Source organism: Microbacterium sp. RG1 (genome assembly GCF_005347485.1).
GTDB lineage: Bacteria > Actinomycetota > Actinomycetes > Actinomycetales > Microbacteriaceae > Microbacterium > Microbacterium binotii_A.
Genome location: NZ_CP034121.1, coordinates 2,037,728 through 2,059,480 on the forward strand (window position 1 = coordinate 2,037,728; position 21,753 = coordinate 2,059,480).

A 21,753-nucleotide genomic window follows, 5' to 3' on the forward strand; every position below is an offset into this window, starting at 1 on the left:
ATCTTGCCGGACCGCGGTACTAGCCTGACGGCACACCTCGACGAAGGGAGCACATCATGGGTTTCATCGATGATGCGAAGGAGACCGCGGAGACCGCCGGTCGCAAGCTCAAGGACAAGTGGGACGACACCACGGACCGCATCGGCGACAAGATCGACGAGGCCAAGGCCGACGCGAACGTCAAGAAGGCCGAGGCCGAGAAGGAGTCGGTCGAGCGTCGTAACGAGGTCAAGGAGAACCTGCGCGACAGCTGACACCCGGCGCGCACCCTGTCATCGAAGGCCCCGGAGAAGGATCCTCCCTCTCCGGGGCCTTCTGCGCGTCCCGAGACCACGTTCGCCTGTCACAGATCGACGCCGGAGGCGCGATCTGTGACAGGCGAACACGTCTGTGGAGCGGGGCGATACGGGTCAGATGGCGCGGATGGTCCAGCTCGCCGAGTGCGACCCACCGGGCTCGAGCACCAGAAGGCCGGCGTCGTAGGGGTACCGGTCCGCGTTGAACGCGTCCGGCGCGCAGGTCATGGGCTCGATCGCGAGCCCCACGCGGTGCCCCGAGAGCCCGGGGCGGTCGGCCGTGTGCACCTGGACCCAGGGGCACACCGCATCCCACGTCATCGCGACGCCGCGGCCATCCGCACCCGTCACGCGAACCGTCGCCAGGCCATCCGCGTCGCGGATGAGTCCGGTGTAGGCGTGGTCGATCTCGGCCGCACCGATCCGTCGCGCGGTGCGATAGTCGAACCGCGACGGATCGTCCGCCTCGACCGCGCGCAGTTCGGTCGGCGCCAACCGATCCTCCGTGACGTGCAGCACCTCGGCGGCGGGCAGTTCGAAGGTCCAGTCGTCGACGAGTCCGTCGCCCGCCACGAGGTACGGATGCGGCCCCGTGCCGTACGGCGCCGCGGTGTCGGACTCGTTGAAGGCCGTCACCGTCTGCGTCAAGCCATCCGCATCCAACGCGAAACGCGTCTCCACGCGCACACGCCACGGGTACCCGTCCTGCGCCTCGACCACCGCCGACAGGGTGACGTGATCGGAGCCCTTGTCGATCGCCGTGTAGTCGAGCCACGCGGCGAGCCCGTGCAGCGCGTGGCCGCGTGCGGGCTCCGTCAAGGCGAGGCGGTACTCCTCGCCACCGAAGGTGTAGCGGCCGTCCACCACCCGGTTGGGCCACGGGGCGAGCGTCGCTCCGCGATAGGCGGGACGCACCTCGTCCGCCGCGAAGGGCACGACGAGGTCGCGACCGGCGTACGTGAGGGTGCGAAGCGACGCACCGACGCTCGCGATGCTCGCCTCGACGTCACCCGAGCGCAGCAGGTGCTGCGTTCCCGACAGCGGAACCGAGCCCGTCATCACAGGCCCTGCGCCAGGCGGTAGTAGGCCTGGTTCCAGCGCAGCTCGCGCTGGAAGTCGCGCACCGTGGTCGACTCGTCGATGACGACCAGCTCGGTCTTCGCGATCTCGGCGAAGTCCCGGAAGACCTCGATGCCGACGGCGGTCGACATCACCGTGTGATGGGCGGCTCCCGCCGCGAGCCAGCAAGCAGCCGACGTCGCGAAGTCGGGAGCGGGCTTCCACACCGCGCGGCCGACGGGCAGCTTCGGCAGCTCGGGCGCGGACACGTTCTCGACCACGTTGGCCACGAGACGGAACCGGTCGCGCATGTCGCTCATGGCGACGACGACGGCGGAGCCCGGGTCCGCGGTGAAGACCAGGCGCACCGGGTCGTCCTTGCCGCCGATGCCGAGCGGGTGGATCTCCAGTCGGGGCTTGGCGGTGGTCAGCGACGGGGCGACCTCGAGCATGTGAGCGCCGAGGATCTTCTCGTCACCGGCCACGAGGTCGTAGGTGTAGTCCTCCATGAGGCTCGCGCCACCGGGAAGGCCCGCACCCATGACGTTGGCCACGCGCACGAGGATCGCCGTCTTCCAGTCACCCTCGGCGCCGAAGCCGTAGCCCTCGGCCATGAGGCGCTGGACGGCCAGACCCGGAAGCTGCTTCAGAGCGCCGAGGTCCTCGAAGCTCGTCGTGAAGGCGCCGAAGCCGCCCTCTTCGAGGAACGAGCGCAGTCCGAGCTCGATCGCGGCCCCGTCACGCAGGGACTGGTGCCGCTCGCCGCCCGCGCGAAGCTCGTCGACGACGTCGTACAGCTCCTCGTACTCGGCGACGAGGGCGTCGATGTCGGACTCGGATGCGGCGGCGACCGCATCCGCCAGCTCGTTGACACCCCAAGTGTTCACCTGCACGCCGAAGCGCAGTTCCGCCTCGGTCTTGTCTCCCTCGGTGACGGCGACGTAGCGCATGTTGTCGCCGAAGCGGGCGAGCTTGAGCGTACGGACCGCTGCCCAGCCGGCGGCAGCGCGCTCCCAGTCCTCGATCTGCTGGCGCACGACCGGGTTCGACACGTGTCCGACGACAGTCTTGCGCGCGACGCCGAGTCGCGTCTGGATGTAACCGAACTCGCGGTCGCCGTGGGCGGCCTGGTTGAGGTTCATGAAGTCGAAGTCGATGTCGGCCCACGGCAGCTCGACGTTGGCCTGCGTGTGCAGGTGCAGCAGCGGCTTCTGCAGCGCGTCGAGGCCCGAAATCCACATCTTCGCGGGGCTGAAGGTGTGCATCCACGCGATCACGCCGATGACGTCGTCACGGCCGTTGATCTCCAGCGCCATGCGACGGATCGAATCGGCATCCTTCAACACGGGCTTCCAGACGACCTTCACGGGGAGCTCGCCCAGGCCCGCGACGACGGCCTGCGACTGCTCGGCGACCTGCTTCAGGGTCTCCTCGCCGTAGAGGTTCTGGCTGCCGGTGACGAACCAGACCTCGTAGCCGTCGAGGGAGCTGGACAAGGGGGTACGAGGCATGGATATCTCTCTTTCGGTTTTCAGAGCGCGGCCACGGCGGCGGCTTCGATGGCGAGGCCGGAGCGGTAGCGCTCGAGGTAGGCGGCGAAGCCGGCGACGTCGTCGGCGTCGGGCTCCGCGGTCGAGGTTGCGGCGCCGGCGAACACTCGGCGCTCGAGGTAGGTGGACAGATCGAACTCGTCGGATTCGCCGAGATACGCGGCGAGCACCGCGATCCCCCAGGCGCCGCCCTCGGATGCGGTCTCGCCGACCGCGACCGGGGCGGCGAGCGCGCCGGCGAGGAAGCGCTGGGCGACGCCGGCCGTCCGGAACATACCACCGTGGGCGAACATCAGATCGAGCGCGACGCCTTCCTCGGCGAGCACCCGCATGCCCAGGGCCAGCGTGCCGAACACGCCGTAGAGCTGGGCGCGCATGAAGTTCGCGAGGGTCAGGCGACTGTCGGGCGTGCGCACGACGAGCGGACGGCCCTCTTCGAGTCCGGCGATGGGCTCGCCCGCGAGGTGGTTGTAGGCGAGCAGCCCACCCGCATCCGCCTCGCCGGCGACCGCCTCGCGGAAGAGGGCCTCGAAGACGGCATCCGCGTCGAGCGGACGGCCGGATGCGGCCGAGAACCGCGAGAACATTTCGACCCACGCCGCGAGCTCGCTCGCGCCGTTGTTGCAATGCACCATCGCGACGGGGTCTCCCGCGGGTGTGGTGACGAGGTCGAGTTCATGGTGCACGCGCTCGAGAGGGCGCTCGAGGACGACCATCGCGAAGATGCTCGTCCCCGCGCTCACATTGCCCGTGCGCGGCGCCACGGCGTTGGTGGCCACCATGCCGGTCCCGGCATCACCCTCGGGCGGGCAGAGCGGGATGCCGGGGCGGAGCGCGCCCGACGGGTCCAGGAGCGCTGCCCCCTCGGGAGTGAGCGCGCCCGCCTCGCGTCCGGCGGGAAGGACCTCCGGGAGGATGTCGGCGAGCGGAACGCCGATCGCGCCGAGCGCGTCGTAACGGGCGAGCAGCTCGGCGTCGTAGTCGCGCGTCGCGGCATCGATCGGGAACATGCCGGATGCGTCGCCCACACCCAGCACCGATCGCCCGGTCAGGCGACGGTGCACGTAACCCGCGAGGGTGTTGATCGAGGCGATGCGGGGCACGTGCGGTTCGGCGTCGATCGCCGCCTGATGCAGGTGCGCGATCGACCAGCGCAGCGGGATGTTCACGCCGAACAGATCGCTCAGCGCGCTCGATGCGGGTCCGGTGTTGGTGTTGCGCCATGTGCGGAAGGGCACGAGCAGCTCACCGGATGCGTCGAAAGCGAGATAGCCGTGCATCATCGCGGAAACGCCGATCGCGACGTGGGTGTCGGGGCGCACGCCATGACGCTCGATCGCGTCGGCCACGAGCGCGGCGTACGCCGCCTGCAGGCCGGCGACGACCTCGTCCAGGGAGTAGGTCCAGAGACGGTCGACGTAGCTGTTCTCCCACGCGTGGGCGCCCACGGCGATCACCGCGCCAGTCTCGTCGATCAGGCAGGCCTTGATGCGCGTGGAGCCGAGCTCGATGCCGAGCCAGGTGCGCCCCGTCGTGATGGCCTCTGCAGCGGTCATCGCCGGTCGTCCCCGCTCTGTCCGTAGACGTTCTGGTAGCGCGCGTAGAGGCTGTCGATCGCCTCCTGCGGGATGGGCACGAGTTCGCCGCCCTGACGCGCGATGTGCACGGTGCGCGCGACGTCCTCGACCATGACGGCCGCCTTGACGGCATCCTTCGCGCTCACCCCGATCGTGAACGGACCGTGGTTGCGCATGAGCACCGCACGGGAGCGATGCCCGCGCAGCGTCTCGACGATCCCGCGACCGATCGAGTCGTCGCCGATGATCGCGAACGGGCCGACCGGGATCGGGCCGCCGAACTCGTCGGCCATCGCGGTGATCACACAGGGGATCTCCTCACCGCGTGCCGCCCACGCGACGGCGTAGTCCGAGTGGGTGTGCACGACCCCGCCCACGTCGGGCATGTTGCGGTAGACGTAGGCGTGCGCGGCCGTGTCGCTGGAGGGCGAACGCTCACTGCCGGGCGTTCCCGGGATCACGTTGCCGTCGAGATCGCAGAGGATCATGTTCTCGGGCGCCAGATCGTCGTAGGAGACACCGGACGGCTTGATCACGAACAGGTCGGTTCCCGGCACGCGACCGGAGACGTTGCCCCCGGTCCACACGACCAGTCCATAGCGCACAAGCTCGCCGTGCAGAGTCGCGACGTCGTCACGGACGGCATCGATGGCCGCTTGGACGTCAGAGGGGAAGGGCGTGGCTGCGCTGCCTGTCACGGGTGCTCCATTGGTCTCGTGGCCCGCGGGGTCCCATACCCGGCCGGCCGAAACAAATGTTACCGGTCACACACCGGGTGTGCAACGACTCTTCCCCCGATGAGCACCTCACGCGGATCGGTGCGGAGCGCTCGTTCGCCGCGCAAGCCGATGCGCACACGGGCGAAGCACAGCCGCCGCTAGAGGATGGCGTTGAGGTAACTGATGATCGACGCGAAGACGAGGGCCCCCACCCCGAGCGCCAGCAGCGCCACCCCGACGTAGATGAGCCATCGGGATCCGCCCGGCTCCGGATTGCGTTGCCCCTCGCGCGCCATGAGCGCCATGCTACTGAGAAAGGATGACGATCGTGTGACGCGGCGCGTCAGATCACATACGAGCGACGCCGCCGTTGTCAAGCCCCTCCGTCCCGTTACGCGCGATTCCCATACTGAAGGGGCAACACCGCACGCCGAACGTGTTCGGGTCATCGACGGCGAGCGAAGGCACGGAGCGTTCCGCCCGTGTGATGAGAGGTCCTCTCCGGTTCCCCCAGGCCGCAGAGGGCCTCTCCGCTTTTGTGGGCGAGATCTCTCAGCGATGGAGACGTCGTCGCGACACCGTCAGCGCGAGCGCGCTCAGTACCGCGAGCGTCGCGACGACGAAGGGGACGAGGCTCGCGACACGCTGCGCGTGCAGCTCGAGCCCGGGGATCGCCCCCGCAGCGAAGACGCCGACGGCGACCGCGATGAGCGCGAGCAGGCCGAGAGCAGTGACAGCTATCTGTGTTGCACGATCCATGAGGACTCCTTCGTCCGCCTACCGTGGTGGCACAAAAGTAGTCCCGTCCGGGCACGTTTGGCCCGTACGCGCCGAAACTGTGGGAATCCGCTCAGCGGACGACGGCTGTGGCGGTCGTCACCTGCGAGACGACCTCCTCGCTGACCGACCCGAGCAGGAAGCGCGCGAAGGCGCCCCGCCCGTGCGAACCGACCACGACGAGCCTGGCCGATCCCGCCGCGTCCGCGATGGCCGCAGCAGGATCACCCTCGACGACACGGGTCTGCACCTCGAGAACCGGGTATGCCTCGCTCACCTTCTCTGCGACACGGTCGACGGCGGACTGGGTGATCGCGTGGAGATCCGTGAGATAGAGGTCGGGGTACACACCGAAGTCTCCCGGAACGGCGACCGGCATCCACGCCGAGACGATCGTCAGACTCTCGCCGAAGCGCTCCGCCTCGGCTGCCGCGAACGCCACCGCCGCGTCGGAGACCTCCGAGCCGTCGACACCGACCACGACGCCCTCCCCGTCGGTGGGAGCATCCAGCGGCACCACGACGACGGGCGAATGCGATCCCGCTGCGATCCGGTAGCCGTGCTGACCGCGACGCCCCTGCCCGCGCTTCTCCCCGCCGATCACCAGCAGCCGCGCGTCCTTCGACGCCTCCACGAGCTCCGCGACCGGATTGCCGTGCGAGACGCGCACGTCGCACGAGACACCCGTCGATCGCAAGAGTTCGGCCTGCTGTTCGAGGCGTGCACGCGTCGCGGTGACCGCCGCCGTCAGCACGTCATCCTCGCCGACGGCTCCGGTGGCGCCGCCGACGACGGAGAAGAGCACCAGCGGCTCCCCGCCGCGCCGCGCGCGGGCCGCCGCCCAGTCGACCGCACGCTGCGAGCCCTCCGCATCCGTCACGCCCACGATGATCGAGTCCGACATCCTGTGTCCTTCCGGTCGTTGCAGTCAGGGTAGCGCGGGCGCGCGGTACAGTCCTTGCGTGAGTTCCACGCCAGCCAGGCCCGCCCGTCCACGCCGGCGCGCCTTTCCCCGCTGGCTGCTGATCACGGTCCTCGCGGCGAGCCTGGTGATCGTGATCACCGCCATCGGCGTCGTCGGCTGGGCGATCACCTCCGGGCTCCAGTTCCTCGGCGCGCAGGCGCCGGGCGTCGGCACACGCATCGTCGTGCCGGAGGAGTCCAAGGCGAGCAAGGCCGCGACCGAGGGCGGACTCGACTCCGACGCACAGGCCGCGGCCGACTACCTCGCCGCTCAGCCGACCGCCTACTGGCTCACCCCGGAGATCGATCCGATCGGCGACGCAGGTCCCCGCATCCTGAACCTCGCCGCCGAGGCGCGCGATCAGGATGCGGCACTCGCCGTCGTCGTCTACGGCCTGCCCGAGCGCGACTGCGGCAGCCAGTCCGCGGGCGGGTTGGACGACGCCTCGTACGCCACCTGGACGGCGGAGATCGGACAGGCGCTGGCGAGCGTGAAGGACGTGCAGAAGATCGTCGTGCTCGAGCCGGACAGCCTCGCCCAGGCACCCGACTGCGACGCGAACATCGATCAGCGCATGAGCGCCCTCCACGATGCGGCGCTGCGTCTGGTGGGCGTCGACACGTGGGTGTACCTCGACGGCGGACACTCCAACTGGCGCCCCGCCTCGGAGATGGCCTCTCTCATCCAGCGGGTCGGCGTCACCGACAAGGTGCGCGGCTTCGCCACCAACGTGTCGAACTACAACCCCACCACCGACGAGTTCGCGTACGCACACGAGGTGTCCGCGCTCCTCGGCGGCAGCCACGCCCTCATCGACACCTCACGCAACGGCGCCGGCACCTCCACGAGCGAGTGGTGCAACGATCCGACGGCGCTCGTGGGTGACCCGGGCGGCACCTACGGCGACGACGTCGTCGACACGAACCTGTGGATAAAGCCGCCCGGAGAGAGCGACGGCGTCTGCAACGGCGGTCCGCGCGCCGGATCCTGGTGGCCGGAAGGCTCCGTGCAGCTCACACGCAACGTGCTCTGACCGCCCGCGGCGCGGCGTACACCGTGAATCGCGGGCAATCCGGCGGATATGGAACAATGGCGACGCGTGCGGTGCCACGAGCCGCGGCCTTGAACCGAGAATCGAGGATACCGGACTCATGAGCGACGCTTCTGACGGGCAGAAGACCGCGGTCATCGTCGAAGACGATCCCGACGTCCGCCACCTCCTCGCCGAGGTCCTCGAAGCGGCGGGTTTCTCCACCGTGTCGGTCGGCAACGGCATCGACGGCGTGCGCGCCGTGCTCGCCTACCAGCCGCTCATCACGACACTCGACGTCAACATGCCCGGCATCGACGGATTCGAGGCGGCCCGCCGCATCCGCGAGAAGTCGAACACCTTCATCATCATGCTGACCGGTCTCGCCGACGAGGCCGACGTCGTCCTCGGACTCGGCGCAGGTGCCGACGAGTACATCGTGAAGCCGTTCCGTCCGCGGGAGTTCCGGGCGCGCGTCGAGGCACTGCTGCGCCGCCCCCGCCCCGAACCCGCCGGCCAGTCGCGCCGGCAGGAGAGCGTCGGACCGTCCTTTCCGGGCGCACGCCCGCAGACGCAGTCCATCCCGGTGCAGCCCGAGACCAGACAGCCCATCGCGCCTGCCTATGTCGAGGAGCCGGTGTACCCGCCCGAGGCGGCCATGCCGGCCGACCGCGCCACCTACGCGCCGCAGCCGACCCCCGCACCTGCGCAGCCGGTACCCGCCCCGGCAGCCGGATCGGAACTGACCCCTCACACCCAGGGCGCGCTCGTTCCGGGCGGGGGTTTCTGGGTGACCCACCGCGATCTCCAGCTGAACCCCGAGACGCGCATCGTGCTCATCAACGGTCAGCAGGTCGAGCTGACCCGTACCGAGTTCGATCTCCTCGCCACGCTTCTCGAGTCCAAGCGGCGCGTGCGCAGCAAGGCCGATCTGACCCTCGTGCTGCGCGGCGAGTCCTACGTCACCTCCTACTACGTGGGCGAGGCCGACAAGCGCGCTGTCGAGGCCCACATGACGAACCTCCGCCGCAAGCTGGGCGACAACCCCAGCAACCCGCGCTACATCGAGACCGTGCGAGGAGTCGGCTATCGCCTGACGACCGAGTTGCTCGCACCCTGATTTCGCGGGGAAGCGACGAAGAGGGCCCACGGGAAACCGTGGGCCCTCTTCGTCGGGGTGGTGCGGGTCAGACCTTGTAGCCCTGGTAGCGGCGCAGCAGCTTCGAGAACATGAGCAGCGTCTGCAGGACCGTCACGACGCCGACGATCGGCCAGCCGATCCAGAGGATGGAGGACTGCACGACCGGGCCGAGCATGTTCCAGATGATTGCCATGGCGACGAGCGCGGCGGCCAAGAGGATGAAGGGCGTCCAGTGACCGATCGATGCACCGCCGCGTTCCGCCTTGGCCTGCATGGCCCAGTTGTCCACCTTCTTGCGCGACAGGAAGCGCGTCCACGAGCGCAGGAAGTGGCTCAGACGGATCCACATGAAGATCTCCGCCGGGAAGACCAGCAAAGCGAAGAGGATGTCGCGCCGATTGCAGTACTTCATCGTGCGCGCGATGCGCAGGTTCAGCAGCACGGCCGTCAGCACGGGGATCAGCCACAGCGGCGAGAAGACGAAGGCGTTGATCGACAGGGAGCCCGCGAGCAGCACGAGGAAGGCGACGCGGACGAAGAGGTTGGTGAGCATGCCGAAGTTCTCGAACCAGCGCAGGCGCAGGTTGGGGTGGAACGGCTGCCCCTTCGTGTCGCCGCGCTGCCCGGGCCACATGAGCTCGATCGCACCGAAGGTCCACTTCACCTGCTGCGCGTCGTATCCCTTGAGGGTGGTCATCCCGCCCACCGCTGCGCGGGCGTAGGGGCTGATCTTCGTGAGATAGCCGGCGCTCTTGATCTGCAGCGAGAGCAGGGAGTCCTCGACCTCGCTGTCCTTGACCCACGGGGTGTTCTGGTGGTTCTGCTTCATCGCGTCACGCAGGGCGTTGGTCGAGAAGATCGAGAACTGGCCGCCGAGCACCGCCATGTTGCGGCCACGGAGGAGGTTCTGCAGGTTGAAGGCCGCGAACTGGGTGCGCTGACCGGCGATGAGCCACTTGGCCGTGAGGCCCTTGATGGGACGATCGTCGATCGTGTAGATCGCCGAGATGCCTCCGATGCGCGAGTCGCTGACCGCTTCGGTCTCCAGGTACTCGACGGCCCGCGGCTCAGCGATCGTGTCGCCGTCCACACCGAGCAGATAGTCGCATCCCTCGACCAGCGAGTAGCCGTAATTGAGCGCACCGACCTTCTTGTCGGGGTTCTTGCCGATGTCGTGAACGAAGACCTCGGTGAACTGCTCGCCGAGGTCGGTCATGATCTCGTGCGGACCGGCGTACTCCGAAGCGATCTTCGCGGTGTTGTCGGACGTGTTGTTGATGACGACGTGGATGACGTCGGGAACACGCGTCTGGGCGAGCAGGGCCTCGATCACATCGGCGATCGACTCCTCCTCGTTGTAGGCGGGGATGACGCATCCGATGGTCGAGCGGTGCGTGGTCGAGTTCTCGAGCACCGACATGAAGTCCTGCTCGAAGTGGGACTCGAGGTCCGCGCCGGGCGTCATCGCCGGGTACACCGGCTCGAGCTGCTGTGAAGGCACCTGCTGATACGCCATGCGGGGGTCCGACACAGTGATCACTTCCTGACGTTCATGGGCCGCGATGCGGCGGGAGATCGGCACGCTTTTCGTGCGATGAGTCCAGACTGCACGCTCTACCGCAAGATCATGGCAGGTCCCGCGAGAAGCTCAGCGCAAGATTGGCGCAAGATCAGCGCCGGTGGCCGCCGCGGCTCAGCCGGGGAAGATCGCGATCGGCAGGTACTGGTACACCGTCTGCTGCTGGAACGAGGCGTCCGTGTTCGCCGTGCCTTCGACGGAGATCGTCAGGGCGAACTCGAGAGTCAGACCGAACGTGTCCGCCGGCAACTGGTGGATGCTCTGCTGGGGAACGTACAGTCCGCCCTGGAAGCTGTTGAGCAGCAGTCCCCGGTCGGAGCGCAGGGTGTCGCTGGGAACCAGCGTGCGCGGATCGGCGCTGAACTGGTACGGCGACTGCATCTGGTTGGAGGTCTGCGTCGTGGTGGAGTTGATCTGCACCGAGGAGATGTACACCCGGCGCTTGTCCGTCAGCACCGCCTTCTCGTCGACACGGTGGTCGTAGACGTTGACCGCGAAGCCGAAGACCTTCTCGTTGTTCGGGGTCCACTCCTGCGTGCGCTTGGGGTCGACCGCCCACACGTTCAGCACGAGCTCGAGATCCTGCGCCACGTCGCTGCGCAGCTCGACCGAGCCGTCGTACGTGAACTGAGAATTGAACGCCATGCTCGCCGACGGCGCGGGCGAGGGCACGACGGTCGTCGGCTGCACGGCGGTGTTGCTGCCCTGCAAGGAGTTGAAGCCGTCGACGATCTGCGAGCAACCCGTCAGCGCCAGGATGCTCGCGAGGGCGAGAGCGGCCCCCGCGCTGAGCCGACGCACACGGCGATCGGCGAAGGGGATTCTCACAGGGCGCTCCTCGCAGACGTGGCCTCACGAGGCTCACAGGATTTCGGGTCGGTGCCGACCCGCTTCCAGATAAACCCCAGGGTCGGCGCCGAAAGTATACGCGATCCGCCCCCGAGCGCCATGCACGGGATCCGCGTCAGTCCTGCGGCGCTCCGGCGATGGCGATCGTCAGCGTGTCACTTGCGGTCTGCTTGGCGTATTCGGTGGAGGTCGGAGTGGTCTGCACGAGGAAGTCGTAGGTGAACTGGACCTGCACGAACGTCGCCTCAGCGGGCACGTCTCCGATGTTGAAGGTCTGCGAATAGCTGTAGGGGTCGAGAACCAGGTAGCCGGGGCTGACCGACGACTGGTCGGTCTGCGGGGCGAGCGGGTCGAAGGACCGCGAGGCGTTGCCGGGGACCGCGACCATGGTCGCCTTCTGGAGGAAGACCTTCTGTCCGTCGTTGGGGGTGACGGTGGTCACCATCGAGATGCTGACGGGCTTCAGGGCCGTGGCCGTCCAGCGGTCCATCGACAGCGTCGACCAGTAGTTGATCGTCGCGCTCACCGCGCCGGCGGGCACGACGCGCTGAGTCGAGCCGCTGGACAGGTCGTTGGTCACGGGCGTCGGAACGGGAGTGCTCGATCGCGATGGCGATGTCGGGCTCGGCGTCTGCGCACCCGTGTTCCACGGCGCCGGGCCGCATCCGGTCAGCAGCACCGCGGCGAGCAGCGAAGCGACGACCGCGACCGGCCTCCGATGACTGCGGCGCATGGCGACTCCCGGTGTGAGGTGGACTTCCCACTCTAGCGGCGCGGCATGACCGCTTAAGGTGAAGGCGTGACCAATCCCCTGCTGCCGGCTCCCGCCAGAACCGCCGGACGCATTCTCGTCTGGGTACTGCTCGCGCTCCTCGTCGTCCTCGTGGCCGCAGCGGCCTGGCTGGGGGTGCGAGGATACCTCGCGTACGGCCACCTGACCGCGGCGCAGCGGGCCGCCGCAGAGGTCACCCGCAACCTCGACGACACGGATGCGGCGACCGCGCGACTGGCCGACATCGCCGCCGACACGGCCGAGGCGCGCTCCCTGACCTCCGACCCCGTGTGGCAGGCTGCCGAGGCCCTGCCGTGGGTCGGTGACCAGCTCTCGGCCGTCGCCACCGTCACCGCAGCGGTCGACGATGTGGCGGGCAAGGCACTGACTCCCCTCGTGCGCGTCGCGTCGGACTTCTCGGCCGGTGCGTTGAAGCCTGTCGACGGTCGCATCGACGTGAGCGGGTTGGGCGACATGCACGAGGCGGCCCAGAGCACCACGGCACAGGTGACCCTCGCGTCCGATGCCGTCGACGAGATCGATCGAACCACCCTGCTCCCCCCGCTCGCGAACGCCGTCGAGGACGTGTCCGAGCTGCTCGCCTCGGTCGAGACGGGATCGGATGCGGTCAGCCGAGCGACGGCACTGATGCCGGCCGTCCTGGGCGCGGAGGGGCCACGCAACTATCTCGTCATCTTCCAGAACAACGCCGAGTGGCGTTCGCTCGGCGGCATCGTCGGCGCGATGGCGCTCGTGCACACGGAGAACGGCCAGATCTCCCTCGCCGCCCAGGCATCCGCCTCCGGAGACATCGGCAAGCTGCGTGAGCCCGTGCTCGACATCGGTCCCGAGCTCACCGCCTTCATGGAGACCCGGCCCGCGCGCTACATGCAGAACGCCACCCAGGTCCCCTCCTTCCCCCTCGCGGCGCAGATCGCGCAGGCGATGTGGGAGCGGGAGTATGGCCTCAAGGTGGACGGGGTGATCTCCCTCGACCCGGTCACCCTGTCGTACATGTTGGCGGCGACCGGCCCCGTGGCGTTGCCCACGGGCGACGAGCTCACGAGCGAGAATACGATCCCGCTGCTGCTGAACGAGGTCTACCTGCGGTACGACCCGGCGACCCAGGATGCGTTCTTCCAGGCGGCCGCCGCATCCGTCTTCACCAAACTCGCCGCGGGAGACGTGGCCCCGTCCGCCCTCGTCTCGGCCTTGGCGAAGGCCGGGGAGGAGGAGCGCCTGCTCATCTGGAGCAATGCGCCCGAGGAACAGGCGATCCTCGACGGCACGAGCCTCCAGGGCCTGCTGCCGGTGACCGACAGTCAGCAGACGAGCTTCGGGGTGTACCTCAACGACGCCACCGGCTCCAAGCTGGACTATTACATGAAGGTCGGCACCGGCGTCCAATGGTGCAGCACCGCCGGCGGAGCGGCCGAAGCCGTGCTCGACGTGTCGCTCACCAATGACGCACCCTCCGACGTCGCGGGCTACCCGTCCTCCATCACCGGAGGGGGCAGCTTCGGGACTGCGGCCGGGCTGACCCGCACGACGGGCTATCTATATCTCCCTGAGGGCGCCTCCGTCATCTCTTCGGAGAACTCTGACGGCAGCGGTTTCCAGTCCGGCACCGACCAGGGCAGGCCGGTTCTCGTGTGGTCGTCGCTCCTCGCTCCGGGCGAGGCGGCCAGCGCCAGCATCCGCGTCCGCACGCCCTGGACTCCCGAGCTGAGTGCCCAGGTCACGCCGGTGCTGCCCGGTACGGACTCGGCCCTCGCCGTCTCGTGCGGTTGAGCGGACTCAGCTGACCTCGACGCGCGAACGCGACGACGAGAGCGTGGCCGTCACGAGGATGGGCAGGTGGTCGCTGAGCCCCTGCGGCAGCGTCCGGATGTGCTCGATGTCGAAGCCGGTGGACGTCGCGAAGTCGTAGTGCCCGCGGAAGAAGCGATAGCGGGTGTACGTGCGGGTGTCGCTGAGCGTGAGCTCGTACCCCTGGTCCCGCACGCGCTCACCAAGACGTTCCTTGAAGACGGGGTAGTTGTAATCGCCCACCATCAGAGCGGGAAGCTGCGGTCCGAGGTCCTGCAGCTCGGCCAGTGCCGTGCGGATCTGGTGGCGGCGTAGGGAGTTGAGGGCGGTGAGCGGTGCGGCGTGGAAGGACGCGACGATGATCTCGCGACCCGCGTCGATGTCGTGCAGTCGCACGCCCAGCATGCGCTCCTCCGCGGGCTTGAGCACGCGGTCGTGCAGCGACTTCTTGAGCGAGAGCGCACGTACCTCCTGCAGCCGGAAGCTGCTCTCGCGGTAGTAGACCGCCAGACCCAACCGGTTGCGGCTCGTGGCGTCCGCCAGGCGCAGGCCCCCGCTGACCTCGGGGATGTCGGTCGTGTCCGCCTCCTGGAGGCAGAGGACATCGACGCCGTGCTGCTCGGCGAGATCCGCGATCTCGCCCGCAGCGCGATGTTTGCGCAGGTTGTAGGAGATGACCTTCATCAGGCCATCCACACTATGCCCGGCACATGAACGACGGATGCCGGTTGCGCAACGCCCAGCGAATTCATTCCTGATCGCGACGCGCCCGCGTCTGCTCGGCCCGCGCCGCCATCAGCTCCGGCTCCGGATAGCCCACTTCCGTCAGCACCAGCCCGCGCGCGGCGAGGACGGCGAACTCACTCGTCCGCGTCGCCTGCTCGCGCAGCCGCACGACGTCCTCGACCGCGAGGCGCCCTTGTCCGACCGCGACACACGCCCCGACGAGCGCGCGCACCATCGAATGGCAGAACGCGTCCGCTTTCACGTTCGCCACGATCGCTCCCTCGTCGTCGCGGCGCCAGTCGAACTCGAGCAGCGTACGGATGGTCGTCGCCTCCTCGCGCGGCTTGCAGTAGGCAGCGAAGTCGTGCAGGCCCCGCAGCGACTGCGCGGCCTCATCCATCGCTGCGACATCCAGCGCGGCACGCACGGTGGTGGTGAACTCCCGTCGCAGCGGATCGTAACCGGTGACGTCGTCGGCGATCCGGTAGGCGTACCGGCGCCAGACAGCCGAGAATCGCGCGTCGAAGCCGTCGGGCGCGAGCGCGGTGCGGTGCACCGTCACATCCGCGTACGAGCTCAGAACGCCGCGGATGCGTCGCGCCAGAGCCGCAACGGGATCGGACTCCGACCGGCGCGAGGCCGCCAGCCGCGTCCGCTGCGCGTCGTCGAGGTCGAGATGGGCGACCTGGCCGCTCGCGTGCACGCCCGCATCCGTGCGCCCGGCGACCGTCAGCTGCGGCGCACCGGCGATGATCCGCGCCAAGGCCTCCTCGAGCGTTCCTTGAACGGTGCGCAGGCCCGGCTGCCGCGCCCAGCCGCGGAAGTGCGTGCCGTCATAAGCGATGTCGAGTCGGATCCGCACTGCACAAGCCTACGGGTGCACTCGACGGAGGCGCCCATGCGCGGATCGTAGAATGGCCGGGTTTCCCACCCCGGATCCTCTCCCCCATGATCGCTGACACCCCTCTTCTCCCGCGCGCCCGCTACGCGGGTCTCGACGGCCTCCGCGCGGTCGCTGTCGCGCTCGTCGTGGTCTATCACCTGTTCCCCGGCTGGTGGATGCGTGGCGGGTTCGTCGGCGTCGACGTCTTCTTCGTGATCAGCGGATTCCTCATCACCTCGCTGCTGCTGCGCGAGCACGATGAGACCGGTCGCGTCGCGCTCGGAGCCTTCTGGCGCCGTCGGGCGCGACGGCTGCTGCCGGCCCTGCTGCTCGTCCTGACGGTGTGTGCGAGCTCGGCGTGGCTGATCGGGGGCGACGTGCTCGTGGGGCTGGGCCGACAGCTCCTCGGCGCGCTCGTGTTCGGCTACAACTGGACCGCTGTCGTGGACGGCGCGGACTACTTCGGCTCCGGGGGCGGTGAACTCTTCCGGAACCTCTGGTCCCTCGCCGTCGAGGAGCAGTTCTACCTCGTCTGGCCGCCTCTGCTGCTCGCTCTCCTGCTGCTTCCCCGCGCCTGGATGCGCGTGGCCGCTGCACTGATCGTGGCGGCCGCATCAGCGGTCTGGATGGCGGTCATCGTCGCGTCCGGCGCCGCCGATCCGCTCACTCTGGGCGCGCGCGTCACCCGCGCCTACTTCGGGACCGATTCACACGCCTTCGGCCTCCTTCTCGGCGTCGCCGCCGCGTTCACGTGGCGCGCGGCCCTGCGCGTCGAGCGCGGCTGGATGCGACGGCCGGGCGTTCGCGGCGGCGTGTCCGCGATCGGCGCCGCCGCTCTCGCGAGCCTCGTCCTGCTGGCGACGATCGGACAGAGCCAGAGCAGCGTGACCTTCCCCGGCGCACTTGTCGCGGCGAGCGGACTCACCGCGATCGTGGTCGTGGCGGGGGCGTGGCCCGAGTCGCTTCTGGGCCGGGCGCTGGATGCGGCACCCCTGCGGTGGGTCGGCGAACGCTCGTACGGCCTGTATCTCTGGCATTGGCCCGTGTTGGTGCTGCTGGTCGCCGCCTGGCAGGGCACGAGCATCGATCGCCCGTTCCCCGCGACGATCGGCGCCGCCGCACTGGCCGTGACGGTCGCTCTGTCGGCACTGTCGTATCGGTTCCTCGAGATGCCGGTGCGCCGCCGCGGAGTCCGTCAGGTCCTCTCCGACCTCCGACGAGCGTTCGCGTCGAGCGCGCGCCGTCGAGCGAGGGCCGTCGGGGTCACGGCGACCTGCCTGCTGCTCATAGCCGGCACCGCCACCGCTGTCGCCTCGGCTCCGGCTGTCTCCAGCGGTGAGGCCGTGGTCACCGCCGGCATGGACGCGCTGCAGGATCAACCCACGCCGACGGACGCGGGAGGGGACCCCGACGACGACATCGTCACGGGCGACGAGGTCACCGCCGTCGGCGATTCCGTGATGCTCGCCTCGGCCCCCAGCCTGCTCGCCGCGCTTCCCGGGGCGGATGTGGACGCCGTCGTCTCGCGTCAGATGTCCGCGGCTCCCGACATCCTGCGATCCCTCGCCGACTCGGGCCGACTGCGCGAGTTCGTCGTCCTGGGTCTGGGCACCAACGGCTCGATCTCGCAGCGAACCCTCGATCAGGTGATCGAGGCCATCGGCCCCGATCGTCAGCTCGTGCTCGTCACCGCGTCCGCACCCAGATCCTGGATTCCCGGCGTCAATGCCGAGCTCGCAGCGTTCGCCCGCACGCATCGCGGAGTCCAGATCGCGGACTGGCAGTCGGCGATCGCACCGCGTGCCGACCTGCTCGCCGGCGACGAGGTGCACCCGGGGGATGCGGGCGGCAGGATCTACGCCGACGTCGTGGTCGCCGCCCTCGCCGACGCGCAGCGGGCGAAGGCACGGTTCTCCGCGTTCGCGGCTCAACGTGCCTTCGAGCAGGAGCTGCGCCGGTCCCAGCTGTTCCAGGCGCCCGGCTCGCCCGCCGCGGGCTGAGCGGGCGGTCACACCCCCTCCCGCAGACACCTCGCCGTAAACGGCGCGAACCCCGCGGGATCCGAAGATCACGCGGGGTTCGCGGTGCAAAGGGGCCGGGACGGGTCCCGGCGGGTCCGATTACTCGGACTTCTTCTCCTCCGACTCGGCCGGGGCCTCGTCAGCGGTGGCCTCGGACGCCTCGGGGGCCTCCTCGACGACAGTCTCCTCGGCCGGAGCCTCTTCGACAACCGTCTCCTCGGCGGGGGCTTCCTCGACGGGAGCCTTCTCGACCTTGGCGGCCTTCTTGGCGGGGGCCGCCTTCTTCTTGGTGACGGGCTCGAGCACGAGCTCGATCACGGCCATGGGAGCGTTGTCGCCCTTGCGGTTGCCGATCTTCGTGATGCGGGTGTAGCCGCCCTCACGCTCGGCGACCAGGGGCGCGATCTCGGTGAACAGGACGTGCACGACTTCCTTGTCACCGATGACCGAGAGCACGCGACGGCGCGCGTGCAGGTCGCCGCGCTTTCCGAACGTGATGAGACGCTCGGCGAGCGGACGCAGGCGCTTGGCCTTGGTCTCGGTCGTCGTGATCGACTTGTGCGTGAACAGTGCCGCAGCAAGGTTCGCCAGCAGAAGACGCTCGTGTGCGGGGCCGCCTCCGAGGCGGGGTCCCTTCGTGGGCTTGGGCATTCTCAGTTACTCCAGGATTTCGCGGGTGAGCCGGATCAGGCGTTGTCTTCTTCGTATCCGCCGTAGAAGTGGGCGCCGTCGAAACCGGGCACCGAGTCCTTCAGCGACAGACCGAGCGAGACGAGCTTGTCGCGCACCTCGTCGACCGACTTCTGACCGAAGTTGCGGATGTTCATGAGCTGCGTCTCCGAGAGGGCGACCAGCTCGGACACCGTGTTGATGCCCTCGCGCTTGAGGCAGTTGTACGAGCGCACCGAGAGATCGAGGTCCTCGATGGGCATCGACAGCTCGTTGGAGAGGACGGTCTCGACCGGCGCGGGTCCGATCTCGATGCCCTCGGCCTCGACGTTCAGCTCGCGGGCGAGGCCGAACAGCTCGGTCAGGGTGCGACCGGCCGACGCGACGGCGTCGCGCGGGGCGATCGAGGGCTTGGTCTCGACGTCCAGCACGAGCTTGTCGAAGTCGGTGCGCTCACCGGCACGGGTGGCCTCGACGCGGTAGCTGACCTTGAGCACCGGCGAGTAGATCGAGTCGATCGGGATCTGACCCGCCTCGGCGTACTCGTTGCGGTTCTGCGTGGCCGACACGTAGCCGCGGCCGCGCTCGATCGTGAGCTCGAGCTCGAAACGAGCGGTGTCGTTGAGGGTCGCGATGACCAGCTCGGGGTTGTGCACCTCGACGCCGGCCGGAGCCGAGATGTCGGCGGCGGTCACTTCGCCCGCACCCGTCTTGCGCAGGTAGGCCGTGATGGGCTCGTCGCGCTCGCTCGAGACGACCAGCTGCTTGATGTTCAGGATGATCTCGGTGACATCCTCCTTCACACCGGGGATGGTGCTGAACTCGTGCAGCACGCCGTCGATGCGGATGCTGGTGACAGCAGCACCGGGGATGGACGAGAGGAGGCTGCGACGCAGCGCGTTGCCGATGGTGTAACCGAAGCCGGGCTCGAGCGGCTCGATGACGAAGCGGCTGCGGAACTCCCCGATCTTCTCCTCGGTCAGAGTGGGACGCTGTGCGATGAGCACGATGTGTTCCTTTCGGCTAAGTGCCCGCTATATGACACTTGCGTGGATGAGGTGTTGAGTTTTTCTCGCGGATGCCGGGGCGCACCGTCAGGCGGCGCGCCCCGGCATCCAGAAGCTGTGAGACGTCAGACGCGGCGACGCTTGGGCGGGCGGCAGCCGTTGTGCGCCTGCGGCGTGACGTCCTGGATCGACCCCACCTCGAGGCCGGCAGCGGTCAGCGAGCGGATCGCGGTCTCGCGGCCCGAACCCGGACCCTTCACGAAGACGTCGACCTTCTTGACACCGTGCTCGGCGGCCTGACGGGCGGCCGACTCGGCGGCCATGCCGGCCGCGTACGGGGTCGACTTGCGCGAGCCCTTGAAGCCCACGCCACCGGAGGACGCCCAGCTGATGACAGCGCCGGACGGGTCGGTGATCGAAACGATCGTGTTGTTGAACGTCGACTTGATGTGGGCGTGACCCACGGCGATGTTCTTCTTCTCCTTGCGGCGGGGCTTGCGCGCCGCGGACTTGGCCTGTGCCATGTGCGTGTTCTCCTAAACCCTGGGGGCCGCGCCTTAGCGCGCCTTCTTCTTGCCGGCGACGGTGCGCTTGGGACCCTTGCGCGTGCGGGCGTTGGTCTTCGTGCGCTGACCGCGCACGGGCAGGCCGCGGCGGTGACGCAGGCCCTCGTAGGAGCCGATCTCGACCTTGCGGCGGATGTCGGCGGCGACCTCACGACGAAGATCACCTTCGACCTTGTAGGTGCCTTCGATGTAGTCGCGGAGCGCGACGAGCTGGTCGTCGGTCAGATCCTTGACGCGGATGCTCTCGTCGATCGAAGTCGCCTTCAGGATCTCAACGGAGCGGGTACGGCCGATGCCGTAGATGTACGTGAGTGCGATCACCACGCGCTTGTCGCGCGGGATGTCGACGCCGGCAAGACGTGCCATGCGGCTCTCCTAGGAGTGAGTGGAGGTGTGGAGCAGGATCGGTGCCCGGGCCTCCGCCCGAGGTGTCCCCCTTGCGGGTTCTGATCCTGCCTGTTGTTCGTTGTTCAGTTGTGGGAGCGGATGCGGCCGCCAGCCGCATCCGCCGACTGCTCGTCAGCCCTGGCGCTGCTTGTGGCGCGGGTTGGACTTGCAGATGACCATGACGCGTCCGTGACGACGGATCACCTTGCAGTGATCGCAGATCGGCTTGACGCTGGGGTTGACCTTCATGATGCTTCCTGTTCGCTGTCTTCGTGCTCCGGAGCGGAGCCGTTACTTCTCGACCGGATCAGCGGTAGCGATAGACGATGCGGCCGCGCGTGAGGTCGTAGGGCGAGAGCTCCACGACGACGCGGTCCTCGGGGATGATGCGGATGTAGTTCTGCCGCATCTTGCCGGAGATCGTGGCGAGCACCTTGTGCCCGTTGCTCAGCTCGACGCGGAACATCGCGTTGGGCAGAGCCTCGGAGATCACGCCTTCGATCTCGATGACACCGTCTTTTTTAGCCATAGCCTCGCTACCCTCGTGCAGACCGGTCGATCTGCGGTGGATGGGATTCGGTGCCGGAAACGCCTCGACGGCGACACGCCAACGAAGGCGCAAAGCACCAAAGATCAACTATAGGTGATAGAGCCGCATCGCGCCACTCGACGCGTGGCGCGTTCGCTCCCGCCCGCTCAGGAGATCCGGCTGAGGATGTCCGTCTGCGGGTTGTACGTGATCTGCACCAGATCACCGTTGACGCGCAGCGTCGGCGTTCCCGTGGCACCGTCCGGCAGCGACCGGGACTTCGCGAACTTGATGTACGCGTTCGAGGTGATCGCGTTCTCGAGGTCGGAGGTGACATTCACACCCGCTCCCCGCGCAAGATCCACCAGCTGCTCGTCGGTCAGGCCGGTCGAGTTCTCGGCGGGCTGGTTCGCGTACAGCGCCTGCAGGAAGGCGTAGGCATTGTCGGGGTCGGCGGCGGCGACGGCGTACATGGCACTGGCGGCGCGGCTGGAGTACTCGGTGCCCTGCGAGAGGCGGTCCAGGATCGCGACGGGATACACGTTCAGGGTGATGTCGCCCGACGAGACGAGGCCCTGGATCGTCTCGCCCTCCGTCTGCTCGAACTGGTTGCAGTACGGGCACATGAAGTCGATGTAGGTGTCGACGGTGTGCTCTCCCGTGCCGAACGAGATCGCGCCCGTGGAGGAGTCGATGTTGGAGGCCTCGGGCGCCTTGCCCGGGTCCGCAGCCACGTTGTTGAAGACGACGACGAGACCGCCGACGACCACGATTGCGACGACAGCGACGACGCTGATCCAGATCGCGAACCAGTTTGTCTTGCCCTTTGCCGCTGCCATGACG

General features: G+C 68.4%; 24 protein-coding genes. 5 read left to right on the plus strand and 19 right to left on the minus strand.

Annotated features, from left to right (window positions below):
- The first annotated feature begins 56 nt into the window (after positions 1-56).
- Positions 57-254, plus strand: a complete 198-nt coding sequence (locus tag EHF32_RS09865; RefSeq protein WP_137418015.1) for a hypothetical protein — start codon at positions 57-59, stop codon at positions 252-254.
- Positions 255-410: 156 nt separating this feature from the next.
- Here EHF32_RS09865 and EHF32_RS09870 read toward each other — a convergent pair whose 3' ends face one another.
- The 7 genes from EHF32_RS09870 to EHF32_RS09895 form a co-directional block, all read right to left on the minus strand.
- On the minus strand, positions 411-1,355 hold the full coding sequence (locus EHF32_RS09870; protein ID WP_137418016.1) for an aldose 1-epimerase family protein: 945 nt from the start codon (positions 1,353-1,355) through the stop codon (positions 411-413).
- Entirely contained in the window at positions 1,355-2,866 is a 1,512-nt protein-coding gene (gene araA, locus EHF32_RS09875; RefSeq protein ID WP_137418017.1) for an L-arabinose isomerase, read from the minus strand. Before araA ends, EHF32_RS09870 begins: the two co-directional genes overlap by 1 nt.
- Before the next feature lie 20 nt (positions 2,867-2,886).
- Positions 2,887-4,461, minus strand: coding sequence for a xylulokinase (locus EHF32_RS09880; protein WP_137418018.1), 1,575 nt, complete (start codon positions 4,459-4,461; stop codon positions 2,887-2,889).
- Positions 4,458-5,180, minus strand: a complete 723-nt coding sequence (locus EHF32_RS09885) for an L-ribulose-5-phosphate 4-epimerase (protein ID WP_137418019.1) — start codon at positions 5,178-5,180, stop codon at positions 4,458-4,460. Before EHF32_RS09885 ends, EHF32_RS09880 begins: the two co-directional genes overlap by 4 nt.
- A 179-nt stretch (positions 5,181-5,359) precedes the next feature.
- Positions 5,360-5,497 (minus strand): hypothetical protein, encoded by a 138-nt coding sequence (locus EHF32_RS15760; protein WP_161594086.1) that lies wholly within the window; start codon positions 5,495-5,497, stop codon positions 5,360-5,362.
- 256 nt (positions 5,498-5,753) lie between these two features.
- The gene (locus tag EHF32_RS09890) at positions 5,754-5,960 is read right to left on the minus strand and encodes a hypothetical protein (RefSeq protein ID WP_137418020.1); all 207 of its coding nucleotides are present in this window, start codon (positions 5,958-5,960) and stop codon (positions 5,754-5,756) included.
- Positions 5,961-6,051: 91 nt separating this feature from the next.
- On the minus strand, positions 6,052-6,882 hold the full coding sequence (locus tag EHF32_RS09895) for a universal stress protein (protein WP_137418021.1): 831 nt from the start codon (positions 6,880-6,882) through the stop codon (positions 6,052-6,054).
- Between the two features lie 58 nt (positions 6,883-6,940).
- Between EHF32_RS09895 and EHF32_RS09900 the strand changes: the two genes are divergently transcribed.
- Both EHF32_RS09900 and EHF32_RS09905 read left to right on the plus strand, forming a co-directional pair.
- The gene (locus tag EHF32_RS09900) at positions 6,941-7,975 is read left to right on the plus strand and encodes a glycoside hydrolase family 6 protein (protein WP_238343678.1); all 1,035 of its coding nucleotides are present in this window, start codon (positions 6,941-6,943) and stop codon (positions 7,973-7,975) included.
- 118 nt (positions 7,976-8,093) lie between these two features.
- Entirely contained in the window at positions 8,094-9,092 is a 999-nt protein-coding gene (locus tag EHF32_RS09905) for a response regulator transcription factor (protein ID WP_137418023.1), read from the plus strand.
- 67 nt (positions 9,093-9,159) lie between these two features.
- Here EHF32_RS09905 and EHF32_RS09910 read toward each other — a convergent pair whose 3' ends face one another.
- From EHF32_RS09910 to EHF32_RS09920, 3 genes are all read right to left on the minus strand, one after another.
- Positions 9,160-10,578 (minus strand): glycosyltransferase family 2 protein, encoded by a 1,419-nt coding sequence (locus tag EHF32_RS09910; RefSeq protein WP_238343847.1) that lies wholly within the window; start codon positions 10,576-10,578, stop codon positions 9,160-9,162.
- Positions 10,579-10,806: 228 nt separating this feature from the next.
- The gene (locus EHF32_RS09915; protein ID WP_137418024.1) at positions 10,807-11,520 is read right to left on the minus strand and encodes a fructose 1,6-bisphosphatase; all 714 of its coding nucleotides are present in this window, start codon (positions 11,518-11,520) and stop codon (positions 10,807-10,809) included.
- Positions 11,521-11,656: 136 nt separating this feature from the next.
- Entirely contained in the window at positions 11,657-12,274 is a 618-nt protein-coding gene (locus EHF32_RS09920) for a hypothetical protein (protein WP_137418025.1), read from the minus strand.
- A gap of 66 nt (positions 12,275-12,340) precedes the next feature.
- Here EHF32_RS09920 and EHF32_RS09925 point away from each other — a divergent pair, with 66 nt between their 5' ends.
- On the plus strand, positions 12,341-14,104 hold the full coding sequence (locus EHF32_RS09925) for a DUF4012 domain-containing protein (RefSeq protein ID WP_137418026.1): 1,764 nt from the start codon (positions 12,341-12,343) through the stop codon (positions 14,102-14,104).
- A 6-nt stretch (positions 14,105-14,110) separates the two neighbouring features.
- Here EHF32_RS09925 and EHF32_RS09930 read toward each other — a convergent pair whose 3' ends face one another.
- A complete protein-coding gene (locus tag EHF32_RS09930; protein WP_137418027.1) occupies positions 14,111-14,806 on the minus strand; it encodes an endonuclease/exonuclease/phosphatase family protein in 696 nt (231 codons plus the stop codon).
- Between the two features lie 64 nt (positions 14,807-14,870).
- The gene (gene truA, locus EHF32_RS09935; protein ID WP_137418028.1) at positions 14,871-15,710 is read right to left on the minus strand and encodes a tRNA pseudouridine(38-40) synthase TruA; all 840 of its coding nucleotides are present in this window, start codon (positions 15,708-15,710) and stop codon (positions 14,871-14,873) included.
- An 86-nt stretch (positions 15,711-15,796) separates the two neighbouring features.
- Between truA and EHF32_RS09940 the strand changes: the two genes are divergently transcribed.
- Positions 15,797-17,731, plus strand: coding sequence for an acyltransferase family protein (locus tag EHF32_RS09940; RefSeq protein ID WP_238343679.1), 1,935 nt, complete (start codon positions 15,797-15,799; stop codon positions 17,729-17,731).
- 120 nt (positions 17,732-17,851) lie between these two features.
- On the opposite strand, the gene rplQ is transcribed toward EHF32_RS09940, so the two are convergent.
- The 7 genes from rplQ to EHF32_RS09975 form a co-directional block, all read right to left on the minus strand.
- Complete coding sequence (rplQ, locus tag EHF32_RS09945) at positions 17,852-18,403, minus strand: 50S ribosomal protein L17 (protein WP_137418029.1); 552 nt, start codon at positions 18,401-18,403, stop codon at positions 17,852-17,854.
- Between the two features lie 35 nt (positions 18,404-18,438).
- Positions 18,439-19,428, minus strand: a complete 990-nt coding sequence (locus EHF32_RS09950; RefSeq protein WP_137418030.1) for a DNA-directed RNA polymerase subunit alpha — start codon at positions 19,426-19,428, stop codon at positions 18,439-18,441.
- A gap of 125 nt (positions 19,429-19,553) precedes the next feature.
- Entirely contained in the window at positions 19,554-19,952 is a 399-nt protein-coding gene (gene rpsK / locus EHF32_RS09955) for a 30S ribosomal protein S11 (protein WP_039395885.1), read from the minus strand.
- Positions 19,953-19,985: 33 nt separating this feature from the next.
- Positions 19,986-20,360, minus strand: coding sequence for a 30S ribosomal protein S13 (gene rpsM / locus EHF32_RS09960; protein ID WP_137418031.1), 375 nt, complete (start codon positions 20,358-20,360; stop codon positions 19,986-19,988).
- Positions 20,361-20,513: 153 nt separating this feature from the next.
- Entirely contained in the window at positions 20,514-20,630 is a 117-nt protein-coding gene (gene rpmJ / locus EHF32_RS09965) for a 50S ribosomal protein L36 (protein WP_005050492.1), read from the minus strand.
- Positions 20,631-20,688: 58 nt separating this feature from the next.
- Positions 20,689-20,910 carry a translation initiation factor IF-1 gene (gene infA, locus EHF32_RS09970; protein WP_017201569.1) on the minus strand — a complete coding sequence of 74 codons (222 nt, stop codon included), beginning with the start codon at positions 20,908-20,910 and terminating at the stop codon, positions 20,689-20,691.
- Positions 20,911-21,077: 167 nt separating this feature from the next.
- Positions 21,078-21,749, minus strand: coding sequence for a DsbA family protein (locus EHF32_RS09975; protein WP_137418032.1), 672 nt, complete (start codon positions 21,747-21,749; stop codon positions 21,078-21,080).
- Positions 21,750-21,753 lie beyond the last annotated feature (4 nt).

What these genes read in the sequence shown, in the direction of transcription:
- EHF32_RS09865 (WP_137418015.1), top strand. Translation starts at nt 57, where the DNA reads ATGGGTTTCATCGATGATGCGAAGGAGACCGCGGAGACCGCCGGTCGC.
- EHF32_RS09870 (WP_137418016.1), bottom strand. Translation starts at nt 1,355, where the DNA reads ATGACGGGCTCGGTTCCGCTGTCGGGAACGCAGCACCTGCTGCGCTCG.
- araA (WP_137418017.1), bottom strand. Translation starts at nt 2,866, where the DNA reads ATGCCTCGTACCCCCTTGTCCAGCTCCCTCGACGGCTACGAGGTCTGG.
- EHF32_RS09880 (WP_137418018.1), bottom strand. Translation starts at nt 4,461, where the DNA reads ATGACCGCTGCAGAGGCCATCACGACGGGGCGCACCTGGCTCGGCATC.
- EHF32_RS15760 (WP_161594086.1), bottom strand. Translation starts at nt 5,497, where the DNA reads ATGGCGCGCGAGGGGCAACGCAATCCGGAGCCGGGCGGATCCCGATGG.
- EHF32_RS09890 (WP_137418020.1), bottom strand. Translation starts at nt 5,960, where the DNA reads ATGGATCGTGCAACACAGATAGCTGTCACTGCTCTCGGCCTGCTCGCG.
- EHF32_RS09895 (WP_137418021.1), bottom strand. Translation starts at nt 6,882, where the DNA reads ATGTCGGACTCGATCATCGTGGGCGTGACGGATGCGGAGGGCTCGCAG.
- EHF32_RS09905 (WP_137418023.1), top strand. Translation starts at nt 8,094, where the DNA reads ATGAGCGACGCTTCTGACGGGCAGAAGACCGCGGTCATCGTCGAAGAC.
- EHF32_RS09910 (WP_238343847.1), bottom strand. Translation starts at nt 10,578, where the DNA reads ATGACGCCCGGCGCGGACCTCGAGTCCCACTTCGAGCAGGACTTCATG.
- EHF32_RS09920 (WP_137418025.1), bottom strand. Translation starts at nt 12,274, where the DNA reads ATGCGCCGCAGTCATCGGAGGCCGGTCGCGGTCGTCGCTTCGCTGCTC.
- EHF32_RS09930 (WP_137418027.1), bottom strand. Translation starts at nt 14,806, where the DNA reads ATGAAGGTCATCTCCTACAACCTGCGCAAACATCGCGCTGCGGGCGAG.
- EHF32_RS09940 (WP_238343679.1), top strand. Translation starts at nt 15,797, where the DNA reads ATGATCGCTGACACCCCTCTTCTCCCGCGCGCCCGCTACGCGGGTCTC.
- rplQ (WP_137418029.1), bottom strand. Translation starts at nt 18,403, where the DNA reads ATGCCCAAGCCCACGAAGGGACCCCGCCTCGGAGGCGGCCCCGCACAC.
- rpsK (WP_039395885.1), bottom strand. Translation starts at nt 19,952, where the DNA reads ATGGCACAGGCCAAGTCCGCGGCGCGCAAGCCCCGCCGCAAGGAGAAG.
- rpsM (WP_137418031.1), bottom strand. Translation starts at nt 20,360, where the DNA reads ATGGCACGTCTTGCCGGCGTCGACATCCCGCGCGACAAGCGCGTGGTG.
- rpmJ (WP_005050492.1), bottom strand. Translation starts at nt 20,630, where the DNA reads ATGAAGGTCAACCCCAGCGTCAAGCCGATCTGCGATCACTGCAAGGTG.
- infA (WP_017201569.1), bottom strand. Translation starts at nt 20,910, where the DNA reads ATGGCTAAAAAAGACGGTGTCATCGAGATCGAAGGCGTGATCTCCGAG.
- EHF32_RS09975 (WP_137418032.1), bottom strand. Translation starts at nt 21,749, where the DNA reads ATGGCAGCGGCAAAGGGCAAGACAAACTGGTTCGCGATCTGGATCAGC.